The organism is Luteibacter flocculans, from assembly GCF_023612255.1.
In the GTDB taxonomy this organism is placed as follows: Bacteria; Pseudomonadota; Gammaproteobacteria; order Xanthomonadales; family Rhodanobacteraceae; genus Luteibacter; species Luteibacter flocculans.
Window position 1 is genome coordinate 3,421,367 of sequence record NZ_CP063231.1, and the last position, 22,938, is coordinate 3,444,304.

At 65.9% G+C, this 22,938-nt stretch carries 20 protein-coding genes; 11 read left to right on the forward strand and 9 right to left on the reverse strand.

The window, feature by feature from the left end:
• Positions 1-62: 62 nt before the first annotated feature.
• Positions 63-998, reverse strand: coding sequence for an exodeoxyribonuclease III (locus IM816_RS14920; protein ID WP_250338682.1), 936 nt, complete (start codon positions 996-998; stop codon positions 63-65).
• Positions 999-1,488: 490 nt separating this feature from the next.
• Here IM816_RS14920 and IM816_RS14925 point away from each other — a divergent pair, with 490 nt between their 5' ends.
• A complete protein-coding gene (locus IM816_RS14925; protein WP_250338683.1) occupies positions 1,489-4,518 on the forward strand; it encodes a TonB-dependent receptor in 3,030 nt (1,009 codons plus the stop codon).
• 122 nt (positions 4,519-4,640) lie between these two features.
• Here IM816_RS14925 and IM816_RS14930 read toward each other — a convergent pair whose 3' ends face one another.
• The 3 genes from IM816_RS14930 to IM816_RS14940 all read right to left on the reverse strand — a co-directional run bounded on the left by IM816_RS14930 (position 4,641) and on the right by IM816_RS14940 (position 8,855).
• Entirely contained in the window at positions 4,641-5,945 is a 1,305-nt protein-coding gene (locus tag IM816_RS14930; RefSeq protein ID WP_250338684.1) for a hypothetical protein, read from the reverse strand.
• Positions 5,942-8,308 carry a hypothetical protein gene (locus IM816_RS14935; RefSeq protein WP_250338685.1) on the reverse strand — a complete coding sequence of 789 codons (2,367 nt, stop codon included), beginning with the start codon at positions 8,306-8,308 and terminating at the stop codon, positions 5,942-5,944. Before IM816_RS14935 ends, IM816_RS14930 begins: the two co-directional genes overlap by 4 nt.
• Before the next feature lie 154 nt (positions 8,309-8,462).
• The gene (locus tag IM816_RS14940; RefSeq protein ID WP_072321976.1) at positions 8,463-8,855 is read right to left on the reverse strand and encodes a hypothetical protein; all 393 of its coding nucleotides are present in this window, start codon (positions 8,853-8,855) and stop codon (positions 8,463-8,465) included.
• Positions 8,856-9,104: 249 nt separating this feature from the next.
• Between IM816_RS14940 and IM816_RS14945 the strand changes: the two genes are divergently transcribed.
• Positions 9,105-9,881 (forward strand): ferredoxin--NADP reductase, encoded by a 777-nt coding sequence (locus IM816_RS14945; RefSeq protein ID WP_250338686.1) that lies wholly within the window; start codon positions 9,105-9,107, stop codon positions 9,879-9,881.
• A 25-nt stretch (positions 9,882-9,906) separates the two neighbouring features.
• Here the strand turns inward: IM816_RS14945 and IM816_RS14950 are convergent, their stop codons facing one another.
• Entirely contained in the window at positions 9,907-10,569 is a 663-nt protein-coding gene (locus IM816_RS14950; protein ID WP_250338687.1) for an RIO1 family regulatory kinase/ATPase domain-containing protein, read from the reverse strand.
• 106 nt (positions 10,570-10,675) lie between these two features.
• On the opposite strand from IM816_RS14950, the gene IM816_RS14955 reads away from it, so the two are divergent.
• The 3 genes from IM816_RS14955 to IM816_RS14965 all read left to right on the forward strand — a co-directional run bounded on the left by IM816_RS14955 (position 10,676) and on the right by IM816_RS14965 (position 13,773).
• Positions 10,676-11,446 carry a DUF3298 and DUF4163 domain-containing protein gene (locus IM816_RS14955; RefSeq protein WP_250338688.1) on the forward strand — a complete coding sequence of 257 codons (771 nt, stop codon included), beginning with the start codon at positions 10,676-10,678 and terminating at the stop codon, positions 11,444-11,446.
• Complete coding sequence (locus IM816_RS14960; protein WP_250338689.1) at positions 11,446-11,928, forward strand: DUF456 domain-containing protein; 483 nt, start codon at positions 11,446-11,448, stop codon at positions 11,926-11,928. The genes IM816_RS14955 and IM816_RS14960 overlap by 1 nt, the downstream gene beginning before the upstream one ends.
• A gap of 72 nt (positions 11,929-12,000) precedes the next feature.
• A complete protein-coding gene (locus IM816_RS14965) occupies positions 12,001-13,773 on the forward strand; it encodes a DUF885 domain-containing protein (protein ID WP_250338690.1) in 1,773 nt (590 codons plus the stop codon).
• A gap of 143 nt (positions 13,774-13,916) precedes the next feature.
• Here IM816_RS14965 and trhA read toward each other — a convergent pair whose 3' ends face one another.
• Positions 13,917-14,582: a PAQR family membrane homeostasis protein TrhA gene (gene trhA / locus IM816_RS14970; RefSeq protein WP_250338691.1), complete on the reverse strand. Its 666-nt coding sequence runs from the start codon at positions 14,580-14,582 to the stop codon at positions 13,917-13,919.
• A 114-nt stretch (positions 14,583-14,696) separates the two neighbouring features.
• On the opposite strand from trhA, the gene IM816_RS14975 reads away from it, so the two are divergent.
• Both IM816_RS14975 and IM816_RS14980 read left to right on the forward strand, forming a co-directional pair.
• The gene (locus IM816_RS14975; RefSeq protein WP_250338692.1) at positions 14,697-15,524 is read left to right on the forward strand and encodes a universal stress protein; all 828 of its coding nucleotides are present in this window, start codon (positions 14,697-14,699) and stop codon (positions 15,522-15,524) included.
• Between the two features lie 149 nt (positions 15,525-15,673).
• Positions 15,674-16,342: an energy transducer TonB gene (locus tag IM816_RS14980; protein WP_250338693.1), complete on the forward strand. Its 669-nt coding sequence runs from the start codon at positions 15,674-15,676 to the stop codon at positions 16,340-16,342.
• A gap of 50 nt (positions 16,343-16,392) precedes the next feature.
• Here IM816_RS14980 and IM816_RS14985 read toward each other — a convergent pair whose 3' ends face one another.
• A complete protein-coding gene (locus tag IM816_RS14985; RefSeq protein WP_072321985.1) occupies positions 16,393-16,677 on the reverse strand; it encodes a hypothetical protein in 285 nt (94 codons plus the stop codon).
• A 159-nt stretch (positions 16,678-16,836) separates the two neighbouring features.
• Between IM816_RS14985 and IM816_RS14990 the strand changes: the two genes are divergently transcribed.
• Positions 16,837-17,415 carry a cysteine dioxygenase gene (locus IM816_RS14990; RefSeq protein WP_250338694.1) on the forward strand — a complete coding sequence of 193 codons (579 nt, stop codon included), beginning with the start codon at positions 16,837-16,839 and terminating at the stop codon, positions 17,413-17,415.
• Positions 17,416-17,462: 47 nt separating this feature from the next.
• Positions 17,463-18,857, forward strand: a complete 1,395-nt coding sequence (locus IM816_RS14995) for an FAD/NAD(P)-binding protein (RefSeq protein ID WP_250338695.1) — start codon at positions 17,463-17,465, stop codon at positions 18,855-18,857.
• 51 nt (positions 18,858-18,908) lie between these two features.
• Here IM816_RS14995 and IM816_RS15000 read toward each other — a convergent pair whose 3' ends face one another.
• Entirely contained in the window at positions 18,909-20,093 is a 1,185-nt protein-coding gene (locus tag IM816_RS15000) for an MFS transporter (protein WP_250338696.1), read from the reverse strand.
• A gap of 116 nt (positions 20,094-20,209) precedes the next feature.
• Here IM816_RS15000 and cls point away from each other — a divergent pair, with 116 nt between their 5' ends.
• Positions 20,210-21,631, forward strand: coding sequence for a cardiolipin synthase (gene cls, locus IM816_RS15005; RefSeq protein ID WP_250338697.1), 1,422 nt, complete (start codon positions 20,210-20,212; stop codon positions 21,629-21,631).
• 117 nt (positions 21,632-21,748) lie between these two features.
• Entirely contained in the window at positions 21,749-22,507 is a 759-nt protein-coding gene (locus IM816_RS15010) for a carboxylesterase family protein (RefSeq protein ID WP_250338698.1), read from the forward strand.
• Between the two features lie 24 nt (positions 22,508-22,531).
• Here IM816_RS15010 and IM816_RS15015 read toward each other — a convergent pair whose 3' ends face one another.
• Entirely contained in the window at positions 22,532-22,924 is a 393-nt protein-coding gene (locus IM816_RS15015; RefSeq protein WP_250338699.1) for a hypothetical protein, read from the reverse strand.
• Between the last annotated feature and the right edge of the window lie 14 nt (positions 22,925-22,938).

The window sequence follows — 22,938 nt, forward strand, 5'->3', positions numbered from 1 at the left end:
GGTCCAGCGTCCCCAATAGTCGCCTAGTCTATGAACTCTGTCGCTGGTGGCAAGTGCAAGGCTCAAGGCCTTGGGGCGCGCGGCTTTGCGGGCTTCCTTGGCGAGACGGCCTTGGCAACCGGGAGTTTTCCTGCCGCCTCCTTGCGGGTGGCAGTCCTCTTCGCGGCTGTCTTCTTCGCCGCGGGCTTTTTCGCCACCGTCTTCTTCGCGGCGGCTTTCCTGGCCGGTGCCTTCAGCTCGATCCACACCGGGGCATGGTCGCTGGCCTTGGGGCGATCGCGTACCCAGCGATCCACACCGGCTCGCTTGAGCCGCGGCGCGAGGTCAGGCGACACCAGCAGATGATCGATACGCAGGCCGCGGTCGCGGGGCCAATGCTGGCGGAAATAGTCCCAGAACGTATAGATGCGTTCGTCCGGATGCGTGGCGCGCAGCGCGTCGGTCCAGCCCTGCGCCAGCAGGCGTGCGTACGCATCGCGACTCTCCGGTTGCAACAGCGCGTCGCGTCGCCAGTGCTTTGGATCGTAGATGTCCTCGTCTGTGGGCACGACGTTGTAATCGCCCGCGAGAACCACGGGGTGCCCCGTATCGAGCAGAACTTGGGCATGACGCAACAGACGCTCGAACCAGGCGAGCTTGTAGTCGAACTTGGGGCCCGGCCATGGATTACCGTTGGGCAGATACAGGCAGCCGACGAGCACCCCATGCGCCGCTGCTTCCAGATAGCGGCTTTGAAGGTCTTTCGTATCGCCGGGCAGGCCGCGCCGGCTTTCCAGGGGCGTGGCACCTCTGGCAAGGATGGCCACGCCATTCCAAGAGGACTGGCCAATCCACAACGCACCATACCCGGCGGCTTCGATCTCGCGGATCGGGAACCCCGCGTCGGTTGCCTTCAGTTCCTGCAGACAGACCACGTCGGGTGCCTCGCGCCCCAGCCATTCGAGCAGATGGGGGAGCCGCGAGCGGATGCCGTTGACGTTGTAGGTGGCGATTTTCATCGGCCGACTGTTCGACAGCGCGGGTGGATGCGAAGTGATGTGCCGCTCAACGGCGGCCCTGCGCCGGCCGGCCATCCCGGATTGGCATGACATTTGCCTCGATCCAAACATGGACGTCCAGACGTCCGCCACGGCTCGTCGCCGCGCGATTTTTTACGATCGCTTTCACGGAAGCCCCAAGGCACTTTTTCGGCAACAAACGGGTGGATGAATCCCCATAAAAGCCTGTAGTTACGGCGTTTTCTGCTGCGCCGCGGCAAGGGGCGGAGCAGACCAAAAGGGAGTCGAATGACGCCTGTAACGGGCTGGACATCGCAGGATACCTCCTGTAAATCATCGGCGGAGTCCATTTGGATCGAGACAAATGGACGGCTAGGCGATGGAGCGCGGGAGGGGTCGTCTTGGCTCCAGAGCAGAGCGTTCGGGCGGGGGCCCGTTGCCGCTTTCCCGTGCTGCCGTCTTTTTTCTGGGGCACCAATTCGGGGAAGTCATGAACAAGCAGTTTCTCTCTCGCAGGCGCGCTCTCGCACTGGCGGTATGCACGTGCCTGGGCAGCGTTTCGAGCGTGTATGCGCAGTCCACCACCGGCGCTCTCAACGGTTCGGTTCCCGCGGGCGGCAACCAGACGGTGGTCGTCGAAAGCGGCGCCGGTTTCCGGCGCGAGGTCGCCGTGGACGAACGCGGCCGCTACAGCGCAAACCAACTGCCGCTGGGCACCTATACCGTCACGCTGATGCGCGACGGCGCACCGGTCGATACGCGCAAGGACGTGACCCTGCGTGTCGGCGCCAGCACCGACGTGTCCTTCAATGCGCCTGCGACGGCCAGCGCCAGCAACGCAGCCAGCCTCGAAGGCGTGACGGTCACCGGGACGGCCCTGCCGAACATCGACGTGACCGCGGTCGACTCGCGCACCGTCATCACGTCCGAACAGCTCGCGAAGCTACCGCTGGGCCGTTCCGCCGAAGCCATCGCGCGCCTCGCGCCGGGCGTGGTCAACAACGGCGGAGGCTTCACCAGCGATACCGGCCGCTCGGTTGCCAGCTTCGGCGGCGCCGCGGCCAATGAGAACGCCTATTACGTCAACGGCTTCAACACCACCGATCCGTTGAACGCACTGGGTGGCCTGCAGCTTCCCTACGGTGCGGTGGACCAGCAGGAGGTCTATACCGGCGGCTACAGCGCGCAGTACGGTCGTTCCGATGGCGGCGTGATCAGTCAGGTCGGCAAGCGCGGTACCAATGAATGGCATTTCGGCGCACAGATCCTGTGGGAGCCGAACTGGGCCCGCGCGTCGGGCCCGAACCTGCATTACGCGAACACGCCCAACTCCGCGCCGGCCGGTGACCTGTATCAGCCGAAGAGCCAGAACGACAAGTGGAGCACCACGGTCAGCGCTTACGCGGGCGGCCCGCTGATCAAGGACAAACTGTTCTTCTTCCTGGCTGGCGAATTCGAGAAGCAGGGCTACCGCAACGTGAACTCGGTCGGCAGCAGCACGCCCGCCTCGACGAACAACTACGACAACCCGCGCTGGTACGGCAAGCTCGACTGGAACATCAACGACAGCAACATCCTCGAGTTGACCAGTGCAGGCGACAAGCGCGAAGGCTCCGGCACCCGCTACAGCTACGACTACGCCAACCTCTCGCGTACCGCACGGATCGGTGACGTCAACGACACCAAGACCGGCGGCGACCTGTGGGTAGCCAAGTACACGGGCTACATCACGGAGAACCTGACCGTGAGCGCCATGTTCGGCAAGATGTCGAGCAAGAACTACGACCAGCCGACCGAATACGACCCGGCGCTCATCCGCGTGGATAATCCGGTACGCCAGAACCCGGCATTGAACGGCGGCCACCCGATCCAGAACAACCAGGTGGCTGACATCAGCTCACCGGGCCGTGGCAACAAGTCGACCAACTTCCGCTTCGACGTCGCCTACGTGCTGGGCGATCACACGATCGCCGTCGGTATCGACAACGTGCGTTCGCGTGTGGAGGACTTCGGCACGCAGAGCCCGGGCCCCGGCTACGTGTGGAGCTACGGCCATTCCGACGATCCGACCGAAGCCATCGACAACACGCCCGGACGCAACTTCGTTCCCGCCCCTGCCCTGTTCCCCAACGGCGCGGGCGGTTACTGGGTCAGCCGCAACGTGGTGAATAACCTCGTCAACGTCCGCTCCGACCAGAAAGCCCAGTACATCGAAGACAAGTGGCAGGTCAGCGACCGCTGGCTGCTCTCGCTCGGCCTGCGCAACGACCAGTTCACCGACTACAACCAGTTCGGCGAGCCGTTCATCAAGCAGACGCGTCCGCAATGGGCGCCGCGTCTTGGCGCGTCGTGGGACGTGAACGGTGACGGCAGCTTCAAGGTCTACGCCAACGCCGGTCGCTACTATCTCGGCCTGCCGCTCAATCCGGCCACGGGTGCGGCTGCCGGCTACACCGCCACGCAGCAGTACTTCACCTATTCCGGCATCAACCCGGTGGATGGCACGCCGACCGGTCTCACGCAGTTCAGCGGCGTGGTATCGGGCAACAACTCGTACGGTATTCCGCCCGACCCACGCACCGTTGCCGCGAAGGATCTGAAGTCCGAGAACCAGGACGAGTTCATCCTGGGCTTCGACAAGACGTTCGGCGAACACTGGACGTATGGCGTGAAACTGATGCAGCGCAAACTCAATGCCGTCATCGACGATTTCTGCGACCTCGACGTCGTCACCAACAAAGCCACCGCCCTTGGTTATACGGTCGGCTCGACGAACAGTTGCTACCTCGTCAACGGCGGCCATTCGAACAAGTTCACCCTGATCGACAGCGCGGGCAATCCGTTCGTCGTGCCGCTCAGCCGCGAAGAAATGGGCATGCCGAAGACGAAACGCCGCTACCTCAGCGCCGAGTTCTACACCGAGCACCAGTTCGATGGCACCTGGTACGGCAAGTTCGATTACGTGTGGTCGCACTCGTACGGCAACACTGAGGGCCAGGCGCGCACCGACACGCGTCAGGCGGGTGCCGCAGGCAGCGTGGACTGGGACAACCACTACGTGATGGATTACGCCAATGGTCCGCTCGGCAACGATCACACGCACGTGTTCAAGGCCTACGGTTACTGGCAGTTCGCACCCGAGTGGCAGTTGTCCGGCAACCTGCAGGCAACCTCCGGCGCGCCGGAAGTCTGCCTTGGCTATTGGGGTCCGAACGAGGAAGACCCGGCGCACTACGGTAGCTCGTATCACTGGTGCGACGGTCAGCCATCGCCCCCGGGAGACAAGGGCCGCCTGCCGTGGACCTTCCAGTTGGATCTCGGCGTGACCTATCGCCCCGGCTGGGCGGACTCGAAGCTGGCGTTCTCGGCGAACGTCTTCAACGTGCTCAACCAGCAGCGCGCCACGTTCCGCTACCCGACCGAGTACGAAAACCGCGGCTCGCCGCATCCGATCTACCGCGTTCCGCTGATCACTCAGGATCCGCGCTACGCGCGCCTCGCCGTCACGTACGACTTCTAAGCGTCTTCAACACCCGCAAGATCCCTGTGTGAGACTTGCGCCCCTCCACGGACACCGGCTCATCCCCAACCGGTGTCCGTGGATCGGGCGCTCTTTTTTTGTCTGGATGTCGGCCACCGTTATTACAGGCTCATGCCATGGCTTCGCTGCTGTCGCTGCATCGCGATGTGTTCCGCCTGTTGGCGCAGGTCGTTGGCGAAGGCCTGATCGAGTTGCCGGGCCTGGTCGATGCTTTGGTCCTTCGGCGGCGGCGTGCTGTCGCATTCGATCGACGCGACCTTGCCGGTATATCGCGCGCTGCAGAGGATGCGATCGTCCGCGACGTCGACCGCGCCCAGGTCCTGCGCATGATGGATACCGATGCGACGGGCCTTCAGGGCCACCTCGGCAGCCTTGGCATCGGAGATGTCCATCGGCAGACGGTGGCGCACAGCGGCGTAGAGTGGATCGTCGTCCGGACGCGGCAGCGTGGCACGCGGCTTTGTATGCGTCAGCGGGTGCGCCGATTCCACGAGGCGACCGGCGTCGTCGGGATGGAATGCCTCGCGCGCCGCGGCACGGTGCAGGCGCAGGTCACGCGTGTCTTCCAGCGTTCGGCGTTGTGGTTCGGTCACGTCGTCGAGCTGGTCGTGGCGGATGCCCATGACGGGTTCCGCGTGGCGGATCTCCATCCATTCGCCGTGGCGATCGCGCATGTAGTAGTGGTCGTTGCGACCGATGACGTTGGGCGAATCGTGCGGGCGCTCGTTCAATGCGCCGACATACGCCGCGCCCATGTCGCGCGCGTATGCGGCACGGTCGGCCAACGACATGTCCTGCGCGGCGACGAGGCCGAGCAAGGTGTCCTTGCCCCGGTGCAGGCCGAGCGCCTGGTCGTTGAGCATGATGGACCAGATGCGTTCGGCGGGGGCTTCGATAATCCTGTCTAACGTTGCTCCGGGCAGCACCTCGCCGCGCTCTGTGGCGCACGTCTGCTCGCGCTGTGCATCGCGCTCGCCTTCACGGCGTGCCGCTTCGAGCAATTTGCGCGGGGTCCAGGCGTTGACGTCCACACGGAGTTGACGGAACGACTGGTCGTGAGCGTCCTGCACCTGTTTGACGGGTAGGTTCAATGCAAGTCGCGTTTCGCCCTCGCCCATCCGCTGCTCGCGATAGGCCAGATCGCGCCTCATAAGGTCGATGCCAAAGTTGTCCCATTCGCGCTCGCTGAAGACCTTGCCGTTGTGTTCGCGCGCGTAGTTCTGTGCGTAGAGATTCGCTATCTTGCCCGGCATGTTGTCGTGACGGACAACGCCCAGGGCAAGACGTCCGTAGCCGTCGTTGCCGGGCAATTGCGCCAGATAGTTCCAGTACAGCTCGCGGTTTTCCGTGTTGGCGTAGTGGCGAAGCACACCGAGGTTGGTCGGGGTAAGGCCAGGCGCGCTCACGGCTTAACCTCCCCGTCGCGAAGAAGTTGCCGGATGCGATCCTCGATCCGCCGCCAATCGGCCATGACGATACGCTGGTAGGACAGCGAAACGCGGGCGCGGTACTCGGGGAGGAAGAAATGGTGATCGCACATAGCGCGGCGGAAGACATCCGGTTTCACGGCCAGCCCGTTTGGCGTCGCGGTGACGCCATCCGGAATGGATGCGGGTGAACACTTGAGTACGGTGCGCGGTATCCCCTCAGAGCCCATGTCGACAAACCAATCCTCGTTCCCATAGCCCCACGGCTCAGCAGCCGGTGTGTCGGGTCCGTAAAGACGCGCGTAGTAGCGCTCCAGCGCCGGGAAGTCGGTGTAGTACGGCGTCAAGCCATGCACCGGCTCGCCCTTGATCCGCAGGTGCAGGTTTTCGGAAGGGTTGTCCCGACCGAATTCACCTTCGGGATCGAAGGGCTCAATGAAACGTTGCATGCGACGACGTACTTGTTCGTCGGACAGCCGTTCGAGGTACCTGACGGAGATAGGCAACGAAGACAGAAACGTCTCCTCATCGCGATACATGTAAACGTCCTCGGGCCAAGGCTCCAGCGACGGCCAGCGCAGCACGAAACTGACCTCCGAACCGTTCGAGGTCGGGCGGTAATGCGCCTTGAACACGTTCTCCGGAAACGCGAACGCATGCGGACCGAGCATGGCGCCACGCATGCCGGGCGGAACGATCACGCCGCCGATGCTGTGCGGGTAGGCGATCGGCTTCGGCTCCGGCGTTGAGCCCGTGGTCATCAGCGAGGTGAGCAACACGGCGAGCGGTCGGGGGAAGGACATGGCCTCTCCTTGGGCTTCATGAGGGGGATGAGGGGCGTGGCGGTGCGGCGTGACCACCGCGCAGCGCACGGGACGCGGCAACGCGGCGCCGAGCAGCCATTGCTCGCCGGAGCGGAGTGCGAGCGCATCCTCCGTAGACGGCTCGCTGGGCATGCGACGCCCCTGGCGCCGATGTGCGTCGAGGAAATGCTTGATGCCCTGCGCTTCGCGTTCGGCACGCAATCGATCGACCGGCGCGTGGGAGGCCAGCACGCCGAAGCGTGCGGCGAGCGCGTCGCAGTATTCGCGGAACAGCGCCGTGGCGCTGCGCGCCGAAGCGAGACACCGCAGCGTGTCGGCGTGCTCGAGCAGGCACGGTAACGGCGGCAGCAGGTCGAGGCCATGAATCGCCACCGTGGGCGCGTGGTGGTTCGCCCCGGCCCTCCACTGCGTTACGCACGCCTCGATCAACGGCACCGCCGCGTCGCGATGCCCATAGGGCACGTCCAGATAGATCGTGGCGCGCTCGGGTGCCGCGGGGACAAAGGCAGGGCCACGCGTGGCCGCGTCCACCGTTGCTGAGGCGAACACGGCCAAGGGCACGCGCAGGCGGTCGATCAGGCGTAGCAGCCCTTCGTCGTCGATGTCCGCACATGCGAGCAATGCCGACTTGGTCGCGGGCCGCAGCGCCGGCAGCGCGGCCAGCGCATGGAGCCATCGCCGTACGCTGTCGGCGTCGGCGAGCGGCTCAAGCAAACGCCACAGGTCGCCCGGCGCCGGTGGCACGGCTTCTTGCGCGACACGCAGCACCGCGTCCACGGTCTCCACCAGCGTTACGAACAGGCGGCGCACCTGGCTGACCCGTGCGCGTTGCTCGATGCGCCGCTCCGGGTACCAGGCTTGTGCCAGCGCATCGAGTTCGGGGCGGCGAAGCCGTTCAGGAGTGCAGGCAATCGCCAAGGGATTCCAAGGCCGGCCACCGCCGAACGGCGCGAGCCGATGCACTTCGCCGTGCCCGACACGCCAACCGGCGGTGGCAGCGTGCATGGTGCCATCCAGATCGATGACCAGAAGCGGCCCGGTCAGATCGCGTAGCGCGCCGCGCAGCACCTCGTGCGTGATCGGATAGCCCGGGGCGACGACCAGCAGCGACTCGCCGGGCGGCAAGGTAAGCGTGCGCAGGCCATGGCGCGAGAGCGGCGGCTGTTTGGGCCGGGTCCACGCAGGGAGCCGGCGCAGCACGCGCGCCGTATCGACGGGCGACACGGACGGCGAAGGTTCCAGCGCCCGGGTACGTCGCACCAGGCAGACCACGCCGAGCGCCCACAGCATCGGCGCCAGTGCCAGGCCGATCAGCCCAGCCACGCGAATGCGCCCGGCGTAAGGAAGGTACTCGGGCAGTTCCAGCGATTGCCAATACGCCAGCGCCAACCCGTAGTGGAGTTCCGCCAGCGGCACGCCGAGCACCAGCACGATGCAGGCGCCCGATAGATAAGGAGCGATCGCACATGCGCCCAGGCCTCCAAGGCCTGCTCCAAGGCGCCACCATCCAGGCATCATGCCGTGTCCGTGCTTGTCCAAAGCGCGGATGCTGCCACGCGCCGCACGCCTCACGGACTCGGGGCTTGGCAACTCAAAGGTTTAGATGCCGGTTAAAACGCAACCCAGGCGTGACAGCCCTGAGGGCTTTCGTAAGGCGGGAAGGTGCGGCGAATCAGCGCGCCTCGCCGGAGGCGGCCACCACCATCTCGATGTATCCCAGCACGTCGGCCAGCGGCAGGTCGAAAACCCCCGCATCGCCGTTGTCGTAGGCCTGCCGCCAGACCGCGTATCCATCCCGCCACGATTCATCGGCATCGGCGTCGCCAGCACGAGCCAGCAGGCTCGCATCCAGCGACGCGCGCGACACGGCGGCATGCTGCATGGCCGGCTGCAGACCGCCGGGCAACCGGTGGTTGCGCAGCTTCACGTCGAGGATGGAGACGTGGAAGACGTCGCCGTCTTCCGGTTCGCGATCGAGATGGCGGATGGCAACACGCGAGGCTTCCTCGCCTGGGCGGGTGCGATAGGTCCAGGCCTGGCCCACGGCGTAATCCGGTCGGGTCATTGGCGTCTCTCCTTCCTGCGAACGGCCCCGCATCATAGGGCCTGTTACCGAATTCGCGTTGTCCTAGTGCAGCCGGGTGCGGCGACCCGGATCGATATGGCTTAAACTTGCGCCCCATGAGCGCGCACCTACGCGGTGCGCATCGACGCGCGAGGCAGCGCGGCCCCACCGGCCGCTTCCCCAGCCGATCCCAGGCCACCGCGCGCGGCGCGTTGGCCCGCCCTTTTCGTCTTTGAGGTTCAGCACACCATGGTGGCACTGGCGACCGAGCACGTGATCGACGTGCATCACTGGAACGACAGCCTCTTCAGTTTCCGCACCACCCGCGACCCGGGATTCCGGTTCGAAAGCGGGCATTTCGTGATGATCGGGCTGGAAGTGGACGGCAAGCCGCTGATGCGTGCCTATTCGATTGCCAGTGCGAATTACGAAGAACACCTGGAATTCTTCAGCATCAAGGTCCAGGACGGCCCGCTCACCTCGCGCCTGCAACACCTGAAGCCGGGCGATCCGGTCATCGTGAGCCGCAAGCCCACCGGCACCCTGGTCCTCAATGATCTGAAGCCCGGCAAGCGCCTCTATCTGCTGGGTACCGGCACGGGTCTGGCGCCGTTCCTGTCGATCATCCGCGATCCGGAAACCTACGAGCGTTTCGACAAAATCGTGCTCGCCCATGGCGTTCGCCACGTCAACGATCTTGCCTACTCCGAGTACATCGAGAACGAACTGCCGAACCACGAGTACCTGGGCGAGCTGGTCCGCCAGAAGCTCATCTACTACCCGACGGTGACCCGCGAGGCATTCCGCAACCGGGGCCGGATCACCGATGCCATCGCCGACGGCGAGCTGGCCCGCGCGACGGGCCTGCCGCAACTCAACCCCGCTGAGGATCGCGTCATGCTTTGCGGCAGCCCGTCGATGCTGGAAGACGTCTGCGTGCTGCTCGATGGCGAAGGTTTCCAGGCCTCACCGCGCACGCGTGAGCCGGGCGATTACGTGATCGAGCGCGCGTTCGTCGAGAAATGACGCGCCTGGCCGGCCGGATACCCGCTCAGCGGCGTACCCGGCCCTGCCCTTCGTTGTCCCAGTAGCCAAAGATCCGCCGCGCCACGAGTTTGTAGAGGCGCTTTCCGGTCGCGCGCCACAGCCGTGAATGCGGCGCCGGCTGAGCGAGGATGCGCTGCTGCCGCGCAGAGAGACGCTCGGGCGCATACGTGCGCTTGTGTTTGAGCAGGTGACGAAGGTCTTCCCGCGCCAGCAGGCGGAACAGCGCGCCGCGGCGTCCACGTGTCCAGGCGATCTGAAAATCCACCAGGCCCGGCGAGCCGTCCTCGCGCACAAGCCAGTTCGGTTCCTTGGCGAGGTCGTTGTGCACGATGCCGCGCCGGTGCAGCACGGCGAGCAGGCGCAATGCATCGCGATAGTAAGCAGCATCGAGCGGACGCCCTACCTGCATCGGCTCGCCTGCCATGTAGCTGCGTTCGAGCACGCTGCCATTCCACGCCAGCAGGCGGGGCACGCCGTCCACGCCCTCCAGACGACGCAGGGCACGCGCCTCGCGCGCCGCGGCACGACGCGCGAACCAGCGCGCCCACCAGCGCGCCGCACCGATGTCGCGGCGAATCAGCCGCACGCCATCACGATCCACGCGCTCGATGCGGCCCAGTTCGTCGGCCTTCAGCAGGGTCACCGATTCCGTCGTCGCCGTATGCACGTGGTTCCTTCATTCATTGACGCGCTGTCCGCCATGCGGAAGCTACGCTAGGGGTATTCTGATCTAGTATTTCCGGTTGCGAGCCACGCGAAGGAGAACACGCAAGATGCCGGTGCGACACATCCTGCCGCTTTTCATCGCCGTGGCCGGGCTCGCTGCCTGCCGCGACGATACCGATCGCGCGAAGAGCGGCACCACGCCGCCTCCCGCGCAGGCAGGGTCGAACAAGGATACCCAATCCGGGCGCGAAGGCCTGTATACGATGGAGCTGAAGCTGCCCGATCTGCCACCCGAGGCGGCGCCGCTGCGCCAGGCGATCGATCACTACGTGGCGCGCCAGAAGCGGGATTTCCTCGCCACCCTCGATGCGCCCGATGCGCAGGCAAGCGCGCGCGAGCTTCCCTGGGATCTGAATCTCGACGTCGCTATCGCCTCGCGTACCGACCGCTTCATCAATGTGCAGGTGGACGGCTCCTCGTTTACCGGCGGGGCCCACCCCGCGCCCATCGTCGACAGCTTCACCTACGACGTGCGCGAGCGCCGCGTGGTGGGCATCGACGAACTCTTCACCGATCCCAAGGCGGCCGAGCGGGCCTTCGCCGCCGAAGCACGCCGCCAGTTGCTCACCGCGCTGGACGACCAGGACGAACCGCTCGCCTCCGATGCCACGCAGATCGACGAAGGCACGGCGCCGGACGCGGACCACTACCGCGTTTTCAGCCTGCTCACAGGCCCCGACGACAAGGTCCACGGCCTCACCTTCATCTTCCCGCCCTACCAGGTGGCGTCGTACGCCGCCGGTCCGCAGGCCATCGACGTGCCGAGCGAAGCGTTCTCCGCGCTTCTCAAGCCCGAGTATCGCGAGGCCTTCCGTTGATGGAGCTGTTTCTCTACCTGCTCGCTGCCGCGCTCATCGTCGGTGGCGTGGCAGGCGCGATCCTGCCCGTGCTGCCGGGCATTCCGATGATCTTCGGTGGCATCTGGCTTGCCGCGGCCGTGGACGAGTATCGCCACCTCGGCTGGGGCTGGCTGCTGGCGATCGGCATCGTCGGCGCGGTGGGCGTGGCGCTGGACTTTATTTCCGCATCGCTCGGTGCGAAACGCATCGGTGCCAGTTCACGCGCCCTTTGGGGGGCAGGCGTAGGCACCACCATCGGCATGTTTTTCGGCATACCCGGCCTGCTGATCGGCCCCTTTGCCGGCGCGGTCGCAGGCGAGCTGTGGTCGGGTCAAAGCGTGCTGCGCTCCGCGCACGTGGGCATGAGTACCTGGGTCGGCATGCTGGTGGGCATCCTCGCCAAGGTGGTGATCTCGTTTTTGATGATCGGCATGGCGGGGCTGGGGATGCTTTTCAGCTAACCGGCCATGGGGCACATTGGCGCTGGGCCGCCGCAACCGCTAGTCTCGCCGGACTTCACTGGGGAGACACGCATGTTCCGACGACTCACCCTCGCCGCCGCCGTGACCTTCGCGGTCGGCAGCCTGCACGCCGAGACCGCCACGCAACCCGCCTGGATCGCCCGCAGCAACGCCGACGCACAGCCGCTGCTCGACGTCACCGCGCGGTTCAGTCCCGAATCGGCCACCGACATCGGCCTCAAGGGTTACGACGAGAAAACGGTGGACCTCGGCCCCGACGTGGACAAGCGCCAGCGCGCGGCTCTCGTGGCAGTACGCGACACCGTGAACAAGCGCCTCGCTGTGGAGAAGGATCCCAACGTGAAGCAGGATTTGCAGATCCTGCTCAAGCAGATCGACGGCAGCATCAAGGGCATCGATCTGAACGGGAAATACCTGCTTCCCTGGTACGACGCGGGACAGATCGTCTTCAGCGGCGAATTCTCGCTGCTCAACGCCGAGAGCACCCCGGAACAGAACAAGGCGGCCCTGGGTCGCCTGAAGTGCTACGTGGGCATCGCGCCGGGCTGTACGGCACTGGTCGACCAGGCACGTGCACGGACCACGGAAAAACTCAGCGATACGAAGCTGCTCGGCCCCGTGAAGGCCGACGTGGAGCAGAAGCTGGGCAATACGCAGCGCTACGTCGACGGCATCCGCAAGCTGTTTGCGGAAAAGAAGATCGCTGGCAGCGACGAGGCGATGGCCAAGCTCGACCAGCAGCTCAAGGATTACAACGCGTGGGTGAAGAAGGTGGTGCTCCCGCGTGCACGCACGGACTTCCGGCTGCCCGAGCCACTCTACGCATATAACCTCGAACAGGTCGGTCTGGACATTTCACCGCGCGAACTCATCGACCGCGCGCAGCTCGAGTTCATGGAAACCACGTACGCCTTGCAGATGCTCGCGCCCGTGGTGGCGAAAGCCGAAGGCCTCCCCGATGGCGACTACCGCGACGTGCTGAAGGCGCTCAAGAAGAAGCAACTCGCGAAGGACAAGGTCGAGCCCACGTACCACGCGGTCATCGGCAAGATCGAGGACACCATCCGCGCGCAGCGCATCGTGGAGCTGCCGAAGCGCGAGATGGCGATGCGACTTGCCTCCGAAGCCGAGAACGCACGCACGCCGGCACCGCATATGGACCCGCCTCCGTTCGTCGGAAACACGGGCCAGCGCGGCACCTTCGTGCTCACCACGGGCAATCCGCCCGCGGATGGCGACAAGACCCAGACCTACGACGACTTCACCTTCGAGGCCGCAGCCTGGACGCTCACGGCGCACGAGGGCCGCCCGGGGCACGAGCTGCAATTCGCCGCGATGGTGGAACAGGGGGTGTCGCTCACGCGCAGTCTGTTCGCCTTCAACAGCGTGAACGTGGAAGGCTGGGCGCTGTATGCGGAAGCGGAGATGATGCCGTACGAGCCGCCGGCCGGACAGTTCATCGCACTGCAATTCCGCTTGCTGCGCGCGGCGCGCGCGTTCCTCGATCCGATGCTCAACCTGGGCATGATCACGCGGGATCGCGCACACGACATCCTGGTTCATGACGTAGGCCTGTCCGAGCCGATGGCGCGGCAGGAACTGGATCGCTACACGCTGAACTCGCCCGGTCAGGCCACCGCCTATTTCTATGGCTACAGCCGCATCCTGGAACTGCGTGCGGAAACGCAGACCCGGCTCGGCACGAAGTTCGACCGCAAGGCGTTCAACGACTTCCTGATCGCGCAAGGCCTGCTGCCGCCGGATCTGCTCGCCGAAGCCGTGCGCACGCAGTTCGTCCCGGCGCAGGAAAAGAAGTCCCCGTAAGGGCCGCTCCGCTCTAACGGTGAGAGGCCAACGAAGCAAAGGTGGGAGCCACCCTGGTGGCGAAAAGCCAACGAAGCGGTGTAGCGGCGAGGCAAGCCCCATCGCCAGCAGGCTGGCTCCCACCGACAAGCCTCTCGCTGTCCTCAGCGGTCGGACGCCCCGGGGATCACGTACAGCAGCACCGCCAGATAGTGCAGCACGCTGCCGACCAGCACGAAAAGGTGCCAGATCGCGTGGTGATAGGGCAGCCGGCGCGCGACGTAGAACGGCACGCCGGCCGTATAGGCAACGCCGCCACCGAACAGCAGCACGAGGCCGCCGGTAGGTACGTTGGCGCGAAGCGGTTCCACCGCGACCAGCGCGACCCAACCCATGGCCACGTACATCGCCACGGCGGCCTTGCGATAGCGCTTGAGCAGACCCAGTTCGGCCGCGCTGCCGATCAGCGCGAGCGCCCAGATCGTGCCAAACAATCCCCAACCCCATGCGCCGGGCAAGGCCAGCAGGGTGAAGGGCGTGTACGTGCCGGCGATGAGCAGGAAGATGGCGATGTGATCGAGTGTGCGCAGCACGCGCTTGGCAGCCACGCCAGGCACGGAGTGATAAAGCGTCGACGCCGTGTACAACAGAATCAGCGTCGTGCCGAACACTGAACTGGCGACGACGGCTCGTGCGTCGCCCTGCATGGCCGAGAACGCCACCAGCACAGCCAGCCCCGCGATGCTGAGCACCCAGCCGATGCCATGAATCACGCTGCTGGCAATCTCTTCGCCGAACGGATAGCGCGGTTGTGCGCTGTCGATGACCATCACTGACTCCACGAGAACCCGTATCCGAGGGTACCCGATGCGACGGGTTATCGAGAACCGCTCGCAACGAGCGCGGCAATTGACCGCGACGTCCTGTCGGTGTTCCATGGCGCCATGACCCTCGAATTGCTCGTGCACATCCCCCGTCTGCCACCCCAGGGCGCCGGCCTTCGCGCAGCGCTCGCCATGGCGTCGCGCCTGGGCGCGCGGCTCGACGCGATGCATGTGGTGGATCTTCCCGCCGCCGCGTTCACGGTGCCGGAAGCAGTCCCTATGCAACTGGACGCGGTGCGACAACGTGCCAGCGATGCCAAGGCGGTAGCGAGCGATTGGGCCACCCTCCTCCAGTCACGCAGGCTGCAGGGCAACTGGCGGGTGGGCAACGGCGATACGGTGACCTTGCTGGCCCATGCCTCGGCCGGCTACGACCTTGTGGTCATGGAGCGCTCCTCGACGATGCGTGGCGATGCCCCGGTCGGATTCGGCGTCGTTTCGCGCACCGTCTTCGCCTCGAGCCGCGGCGTGCTCGTGGTGCCCGAGGCCGCGCCTGTGGAGACGCTCGGCGATCACGTGCTCGTGGCGTGGAGCGGTAGCCGTGAGTCCGCCCTCGCGGTGCGCTCGTCGTTGCCCCTGCTGCGCAAGGCGTCGCGGGTGACCGTGATCGACGGCAGCCGCGACGAGGACGTCGGCACCTGCGCTCTGCCGGATACCGACATCTGCGGCTGGCTGCAGACCCATGGGGTCACAGCCGAGGTGCGCCGCCTCGACGACGCGGCGCTGCCGTCGCCGGGCCCCGCCCTGCTGGAACTGGCGCACGCGGAGAACGCGGATCTCATCGTCATGGGCGCATGGGGTCGGTCACGACTGTCGGAAATGGTGCTCGGCGGCACCACGCGCTACCTCTTCATGCAGTCCGACGTACCGATGCTCGTGGCGCACTGACGGCCGCCTGGACGTCCATACATCCCTATTGCAAGTTCTCGCAACGCACGCCTAATCTGCAACCGGACCCGAACACGATCCCCGCCGGCCCCCACCGGCCGTGTTCCCGACCGCGCATCACCTTCCCCCCACGTTGCAGGAGGTGGCTCATGTCGTTCGCTCGTCCGCAGTCCCTGGCCGGAGTCCATCCGGATACCGTCCGCATCGTCGCCATGAGTGCGGCCATTGCGCTCAATGCCGCCGCCCTGCTTGCCGTGATGCGGCCCATAGTGGCGACGTTGTCGCCTGCCCCGCTCCCATCGCCGACCATTCGCCTGATCGACCATCCGGTGGAGCCAACGGTGGTTCCACCTCCATCGATTCTTCTGAAGCCCCTTCCACCGAAGGTACAGGCGCAACCCACCCGGACGCCGAAGACGGTCGAAGTCGTGCCGCAACAGGTGCAGGCACCGAGCGACGAAGGGCATGTGCCCGTAACGCTCACGACGCCGACCGAGGTGGCCCCGACGTCACCCACCACCGAACAGGCAGCACCAGCGGAGGAACGGCTGGCCTACGTCTCGGCACCCGTCCCGGCATATCCACGCGCGGCGATCGGCGCCCGCATGCAGGGCACGGTGACGCTCCGCGTGCTGGTCGACGAAACGGGCAAGCCTATCGATGTGGTCGTGGAGAACACCAGCGGCCACGAACTGCTCGACAAGGCGGCGCGCGATCAGGTCCTGGCCCGGTGGCGATTCCAGCCAGCCACCGCGAACGGCCATGCAGTCAAGGCGTGGGCGCGTGTGCCGATCACCTTCGACCTGCGTCATACCTGACGAAACCGGGAGGGCGCCGCGCTGCGGTCCCTCCCTTTCCGCGCCGGTGATCAGCGCGGCATGACCACCACGTCGGGCTTGCGGTTGGCCCGGGCGATGGCCCAGACCAACAGGGCCAGAAGCCCCACGGGGATCAGGATGGGCAGCAGTGCCACCATCACGACCGGCGCCACGAGCAGCATCACCACGCCGCCGATCACGGCGCCCAGGATGCTGCCGAGCAGGCTGAACACACCGCCGATGATGCCGAAAGCGAGCTTCAGCACCGCGCCGACCAGCGCAAAGACCAGGCAGAAGCCCGCGGCGAGGATGACGAGCGAGGTAAGGACGATCATGGCGGTTCTCCGTGGACGGGACGACCGCGCGAGGGCGGTCGCCGGTTCGATGCACGGTTTCGTGAAAGGGTTTAACCCTCTCGCGAAAGCCCGAGGTTACGACGGTTTAACAGGCCCCATGCTCCACTCCCCGCCAGTCGATCTACCGGACGCGCCTTCATGGGCAAGCGTTTTTCCATCATCCGAACCTTGCGCGACATCGCGTTCGACCTGTCGGACGCCGCACACCCCGACCTCGCCTCCATGGGGCGCGAGATCGGGCGCGTGTTGCATGGTCGCAGCACCGAGCTGGCCTCCACGCTGGGCCCGCTGCGCGAGCGTCGACGCGGGTTCGAGCGCTGGATGCTGGCCGAGCGGACGCGTCCGCCCGTCAGTGTGCTGGTGCTCGCGTGGCCGCCGGGCTATGCCACGCCGGTGCACGATCACGGTGGGCTATGGGGCCTCGAGGCCACCATCGCGGGCGCTATCGAAGTGGAGTCCTTCGATAAGGACGACGCCGATGCCTCGCTGCGCAGCACCGGCCGGACGTGGCTGGGCCCTGGGGATGCCACGTGGTTCGACGCCACCGAGCAGCATGCCCATCGATGCCGCAATTTGTCGCGGCACGACACAGCCCTCACGCTTCACGTATACGGTGGCGATCTGGCACAGTACCTCGCGTATGAGCAGCCCGGTCCCTCCGGACACTGGATCGCACGACCGAGGCAATCGATCATTGCGGGACGCCTGACGGCCTGACGGTCTCACGGCCCTCCACCCCCCAAGAACGGGCGAAGGACCAAAGCATGTTTCACAAGGTCGCCATCATTGGCGGTGGCGCAGCAGCGGCGACGCTGGTGAGCGAGTTGTTGGAGCGACGCACACCGCGTCCGCTCCATCTCGACTGGTATTGCGGCGCTCCGGGCGCCGGTCGCGGCGTGGCTTACGGCACGCCGTCGGAACGCCATCTGCTCAACGTACGCGCCGCGTCGATGGGCATGTTCGTCAGCAAACCCGGTGGGTTCCTCGAATACGCCCAGGCGCTCGATCCCACCGTGAAGGGCTCGGACTTCCTGCCGCGGCGCATGTACGGCGATTTCCTGCAGTCGCGCGTCACGCAGGCGGTGAAGAACGCCCCCTCGCTCGGTCACGACGTCAACGTGTTGCCCTTTCCCGCCGATTCGCTGGTGCCTTCGGCGGACGGCGTCACCATCGGCTACGGCGACGAGACCTCCCAGGCCGACGCCGCGGTGCTCGCCATCGGCTCGCTGCCACCGCGCCCGTTGCCCGGCGTGGAAGACGCCGCCATCGCGAGCGGCCGTTACGTCACCGATCCCTGGCCGTTCCTCGCCTCGGCCGAGGACGACGATCGCCCGTTGCGCGTGCTGGTCATCGGCCTCGGCCTCACGGCTGTCGATGTGCTGCTGGAGCTGTCCAGTCGCTGGCCCAACGCACACTTCGATGCGCTGTCGCGCCATGGCAAGTTGCCCGAACCGCATCTCTCCGCCGCGTCGGCACCCAACGACGATGGCGGCGAACTGATCGAATCCATGCGCGACGATCCGAATCTGCGCGTCTGGCTGCGCCGTCTGCGCGACGCCGCCGCACAGGCCGAGGACTGGCGCACGGTAGTGGACGGCATGCGTCCGCATACGCAGTCGCTGTGGCGCGAACTGCCTGCCAAGGAACGCGCACGCTTCCTGCGCCACGCCCGCTGGGCGTGGGAGCGGGCACGCCATCGCATGCCACCGCAGGTCGCGGCACGCGTCGCGGCGCTCGAAGCCGAAGGTCGTCTGCACCGGGGTCGCGGTCGCATGCGCTCGGTTCACCTCACGCCGCAAGGCAAGCTCGACGTGGCGAGCGCCGTGCCCGGTGGCAATGAAACGATTGCCGGGTACGACATCGTGATCCAGACCGTGGGTCTCAACACCGATACGCAGCGCACCGAGCACCGCCTCATTCGTCAGTTGGTGCTCGGTGGTCTCGTGACGCCGGACCCGCAAGGGCTGGGCCTCGCGGCGCTGCCGGACGGTCATCTGCTGGACGGTGCGGGCAAGCCCCGGGCGAACCTCTTCGCCATCGGCAGTCTCCTGCGTGGTGCGTTGTGGGAATCCACGGCAATCCCCGAGATCCGCAAGCAGGCGCAGGGCGTGGCGAACATGCTTCTCGCCGAAAAGCCGGAACGCGTCGCGGCACGCTGAATCGCGTGGCCGCCCCGCCGCTGGAGCGTGCTCCAGCGGCGATTACTTTCATCAGGTGCAAGAGGCCGCAACGAGCGGTGCACGCCGTTCGATGGCAACGCTCGCGATCGTCGCCAGCAGCCCCGCCACGGTGACCGCCGCGCCAGCAAGGCTCACCACCGGCATGGCATAGCCCGCGGCAAGCACGGCGCCACCCAACCACGCCCCACCGGCATTGCCGAGATTGAAGGCGGCAATGTTGAGCGTGGACGCCAGATTCGGTGCCTCGCCCGCCACGTGCACGACACGCGACTGCAGCGGCGCGACCGTGGCGAAGGCCGCGATGCCCCACACGAACACCGTGACGATAGCGCCGACCGTCGAGTGCATGGTCCATGCGAACAGAACCAGCAGGAGTGTCAACACCACAAGGATGCCCGCCAGCGACGGCATGAGCTTCCAGTCCGCCAGACGACCGCCAAGGATGTTGCCCAACGTGGTACCTAGCCCGAACAGCACCAGCACGGCGCCGGTCCAGTGCGGGCTGATGTGCGACTGCTGCTGCAGGATCGGGGCGATATAGGTGAACACGGTGAACACGCCGCCGAATCCGAGCACCGTCATGCCCAGGGCGATGAGCACCTGCGGCTCGCGCAGTACGCGCATCTCGCGCGCCATGTGCGGCGCCTTCAGCCCCGGCAAGGCCGGAACGAAACGCGCCACCGCGAACGCCGCGGCCACGCCGAGGCCGGTCACCGCCCAGAACGTCGCCCGCCAACCGGCCCATTGGCCGAGAAAGGTGCCAAAGGGCACGCCCAGCACGTTCGCCAACGTGAGGCCCGCGAACATGAGCGCGATGGCACGCGAGCGCTGGCTGGTCGGGACGAGGTGCGCGGCTACCACGGCACCGATGCCGAAGAACGAGCCGTGGCAGAACGCGGCGACGATACGCGCCACCATCAGCACGCCGTAGCTCGGTGCCACGGCACAGAGCAGGTTGCCGACGATGAACAGGCCCATCAGCAGAAGCAGAGCGCTCTTGCGCTCCAGCCTCGCGGTCAGCGCGGCGAGAATGGGAGCGCCCACTGCCACGCCGAGGGCGTAGCCGGACACCAGCATGCCTGCGGCGGGAATGTCCACGCGGAGGTCGGCCGCCACTTCGGGCAGCAGACCCATGATCACGAATTCGGTGGTGCCGATGGCGAAAGCCGCCACGGCGAGTGCCATCAGTGGCAGGCGGGACGAAGGGAGGTTCATGGGTTAGGCTCGGTGGAAAGCGATACCGCCCATTGTCCCGACATGAGAACCATGCAAAAACGCTCCCTGGCGCCAAAGACTGTTGCCGCAGATGCGAAAGTGGGGGTCACTGCGCCGTGATCGCCACTGTCATCGCCATCACGGCACTCGCCCTGCATGTGGCGGGCGTGTTCGCCGCCATGCATGCCGTCATGCATACGCGCACCGCGCAGGGAGCATTCGCCTGGGTGCTGGGCCTGGTCCTGCTTCCCTACGTGACCCTGGTGCCTTACCTGTTCCTGGGTTCCAGCCACTTCGGCGGATACGTGGACCTGCATCGGCAGCGGCAGTCGCGCTTCTTCGTGCTGCATGAGGAGGCCGCGCAGTCCACCTGGCTCGGCACGCTGGCCCACTCGGAACCCGTGCGCGACGCCCGCTACGACGCGATCGGGCGGATGCTGAAGACGGCGATGCACGGCGGCAACGCGCTGTCTCTGCACGTAGACGGCGAAGCAGCCTTCACGGCTATGTTCGAAGCGATCGCACGCGCGGAACGCTATGTGCTGGTGCAGTTCTTCATCATCCACGACGACGTGCTGGGCCGTCGCCTGCGCGACGCCTTGCTCGAACGGGCCGCCGCGGGCGTCGAGGTCTGTCTTCTCTACGACAGCGTCGGCAGCCACGCCTTGCCCGACGCGTACGTCGATCGGCTCCGCGACGGAGGCGTGCGCGTGCGCCGCTTCGCCACGCGTCGCTGGCGCAACCGCTTTCAGCTGAACTTCCGCAATCATCGCAAGGTGCTCGTGATCGATGGCGTGCGCGGCTTCGTCGGCGGGCTCAATGCCGGCGACGAATACCTGGGTGCAAAGCCGCCGCTGTCGCCATGGCGCGACACCCACATGCAGATCGAAGGCCCCGCCGTGGCCGACCTCCAACGTGCGTTCGCGGAAGACTGGTACTGGGTCACCGGCGAGCGCCCGCCGCATGCACCGCCACCGGAACGCTGTGGCCGTGCAGCAAGCATGATCGTCGCGACGGGCCCGGCTGACCGGCAGGAAAGCTGCTCGCTGTTCTTCACCCAGGCGATCCACGCTGCGACGAAACGCGTGTGGATCACCACGCCCTACTTCGTGCCGGACCAGGCCGTATTCGGCGCGTTGCGCCTGGCGGTGTTCCGCGGTGTGGACGTACGCATCCTCATTCCGTCCCGCCCCGATCACCGCACGGTCTTCATGGCGTCCACGCTCTACGCGCATGAAGCCATCGTGGCGGGTATCCGCATGTTCCGCTACCAGCCGGGCTTCGTGCATCAGAAGGTGATGCTGATCGACGACGACACGGCGGTCGTCGGCAGCATGAATCTCGACAACCGCAGCTTCCGGCTCAACTTCGAGATCGCAGCGTTGAACGTCGACCAAGCCTTTGCCGCCGACGTCGAGGCCATGCTCGAAGCCGACTTCGCAAGAAGTGACGAAGTGAATCCCAACGACTATCGACGGCTCTCGTATTTCCGCCGCGTGGCGCTGCACGTCGCACGATTGTTCGACCCCATCCTCTAGGGATAGGGTGACGTTCGTACCTTGCGCACACCGGCCGTTCGCGCCAGTCTTGCGACACGCCAATGGCGTCGCGCGCAACGCGCACTCCCTCACACCGGCCCTGGGAAACCCGTCCACATGCTTCGCATTCTTGCCGCTCTCACTGCCATGGTCGCGACTGCTGCCGCAGCCGATCCTTCCCATTTCGTCGAACGCTCGGTCGATCTGCACGGCAAGACCTACCGCTACCAGGTCTTCGTTCCCGCCGATCTGCACAAGCCGCCCGCGGTGGTGCTGTTCCTCCACGGTAGTGGCGAGCGCGGCAACGACAACCAGAAGCAGATGTCGCAGGGCCTGCCGCCGTGGTTGAAGCAACACACCGATTTTCCCGCGGTCGTCGTGATCCCGCAGGCGCCCGATGACACCGAATGGACCGATCCCGCCGACACCGCGCTGGCCATGGCCGCGTTGGAGAAAAGCGTGAAGGAATTCCACGGCGATCGTAAGCGCCTCTACGTCACCGGCCTGTCCATGGGCGGCTATGGGGCGTGGCAACTCGCGGTGGATCATCCGGGCACGTTCGCGGCTGCGGCCATCATCTGCGGGGGCATCGAGGTGCTCGATCCCGAAGATCGCGATCTCTACGTGCATGCACCGAAAGGCAGCGATCCGTTTGCCTGGGTGGCCGAACACATCGGCAAACTACCGGTTTGGATCTTCCATGGTGGCGACGACAACGTCGTGCCCACCGAGCAGTCGCGCAAGATGCATGCGGCGCTGGTCAAGCTCGGCAAGGACGTGAAGTACACCGAGTTTCCCGGTGTGAATCATGGTTCGTGGGAGAAGGCGTATGCCACGCCGGATCTGTGGGACTGGATGTTCAGCCACACGCTGTAATCGCAGCAGGCAGGCATGCGCCAGTCAGGACTGGCGCATGCTCGCGAAGAGGCGCTTCAAGCCGCCGGAGAACATGGCCCAACCCAGGCACACGCCCACCAGCGCGCCGACGAACTCGAAGAACACGCGCAGGCCGATCGCGTCCGGATCGTGCACGGCGGCAAGCTTGGCCTTCAACAAGGTCAGCGACTGCAACGGCGCCATGTTGAAATAGAACAGATCCCACATGTCCTGGCCCGAGGCCAGCGCCACGGCAAAGACGTAGGCAATGGCGAGTTCCTTACCCGGGCTCCAGCCGTCGTTCCTGACGATGGCACGCAGCACACCGTAGGCGATGATGCCCACGAGCAAGGCGATGGCGCCCGTTTCCAAGGCACCCACCATGCCGTAGCCCATCCAACTGCGATCGTATGGCATGCGGAACCTCTAGC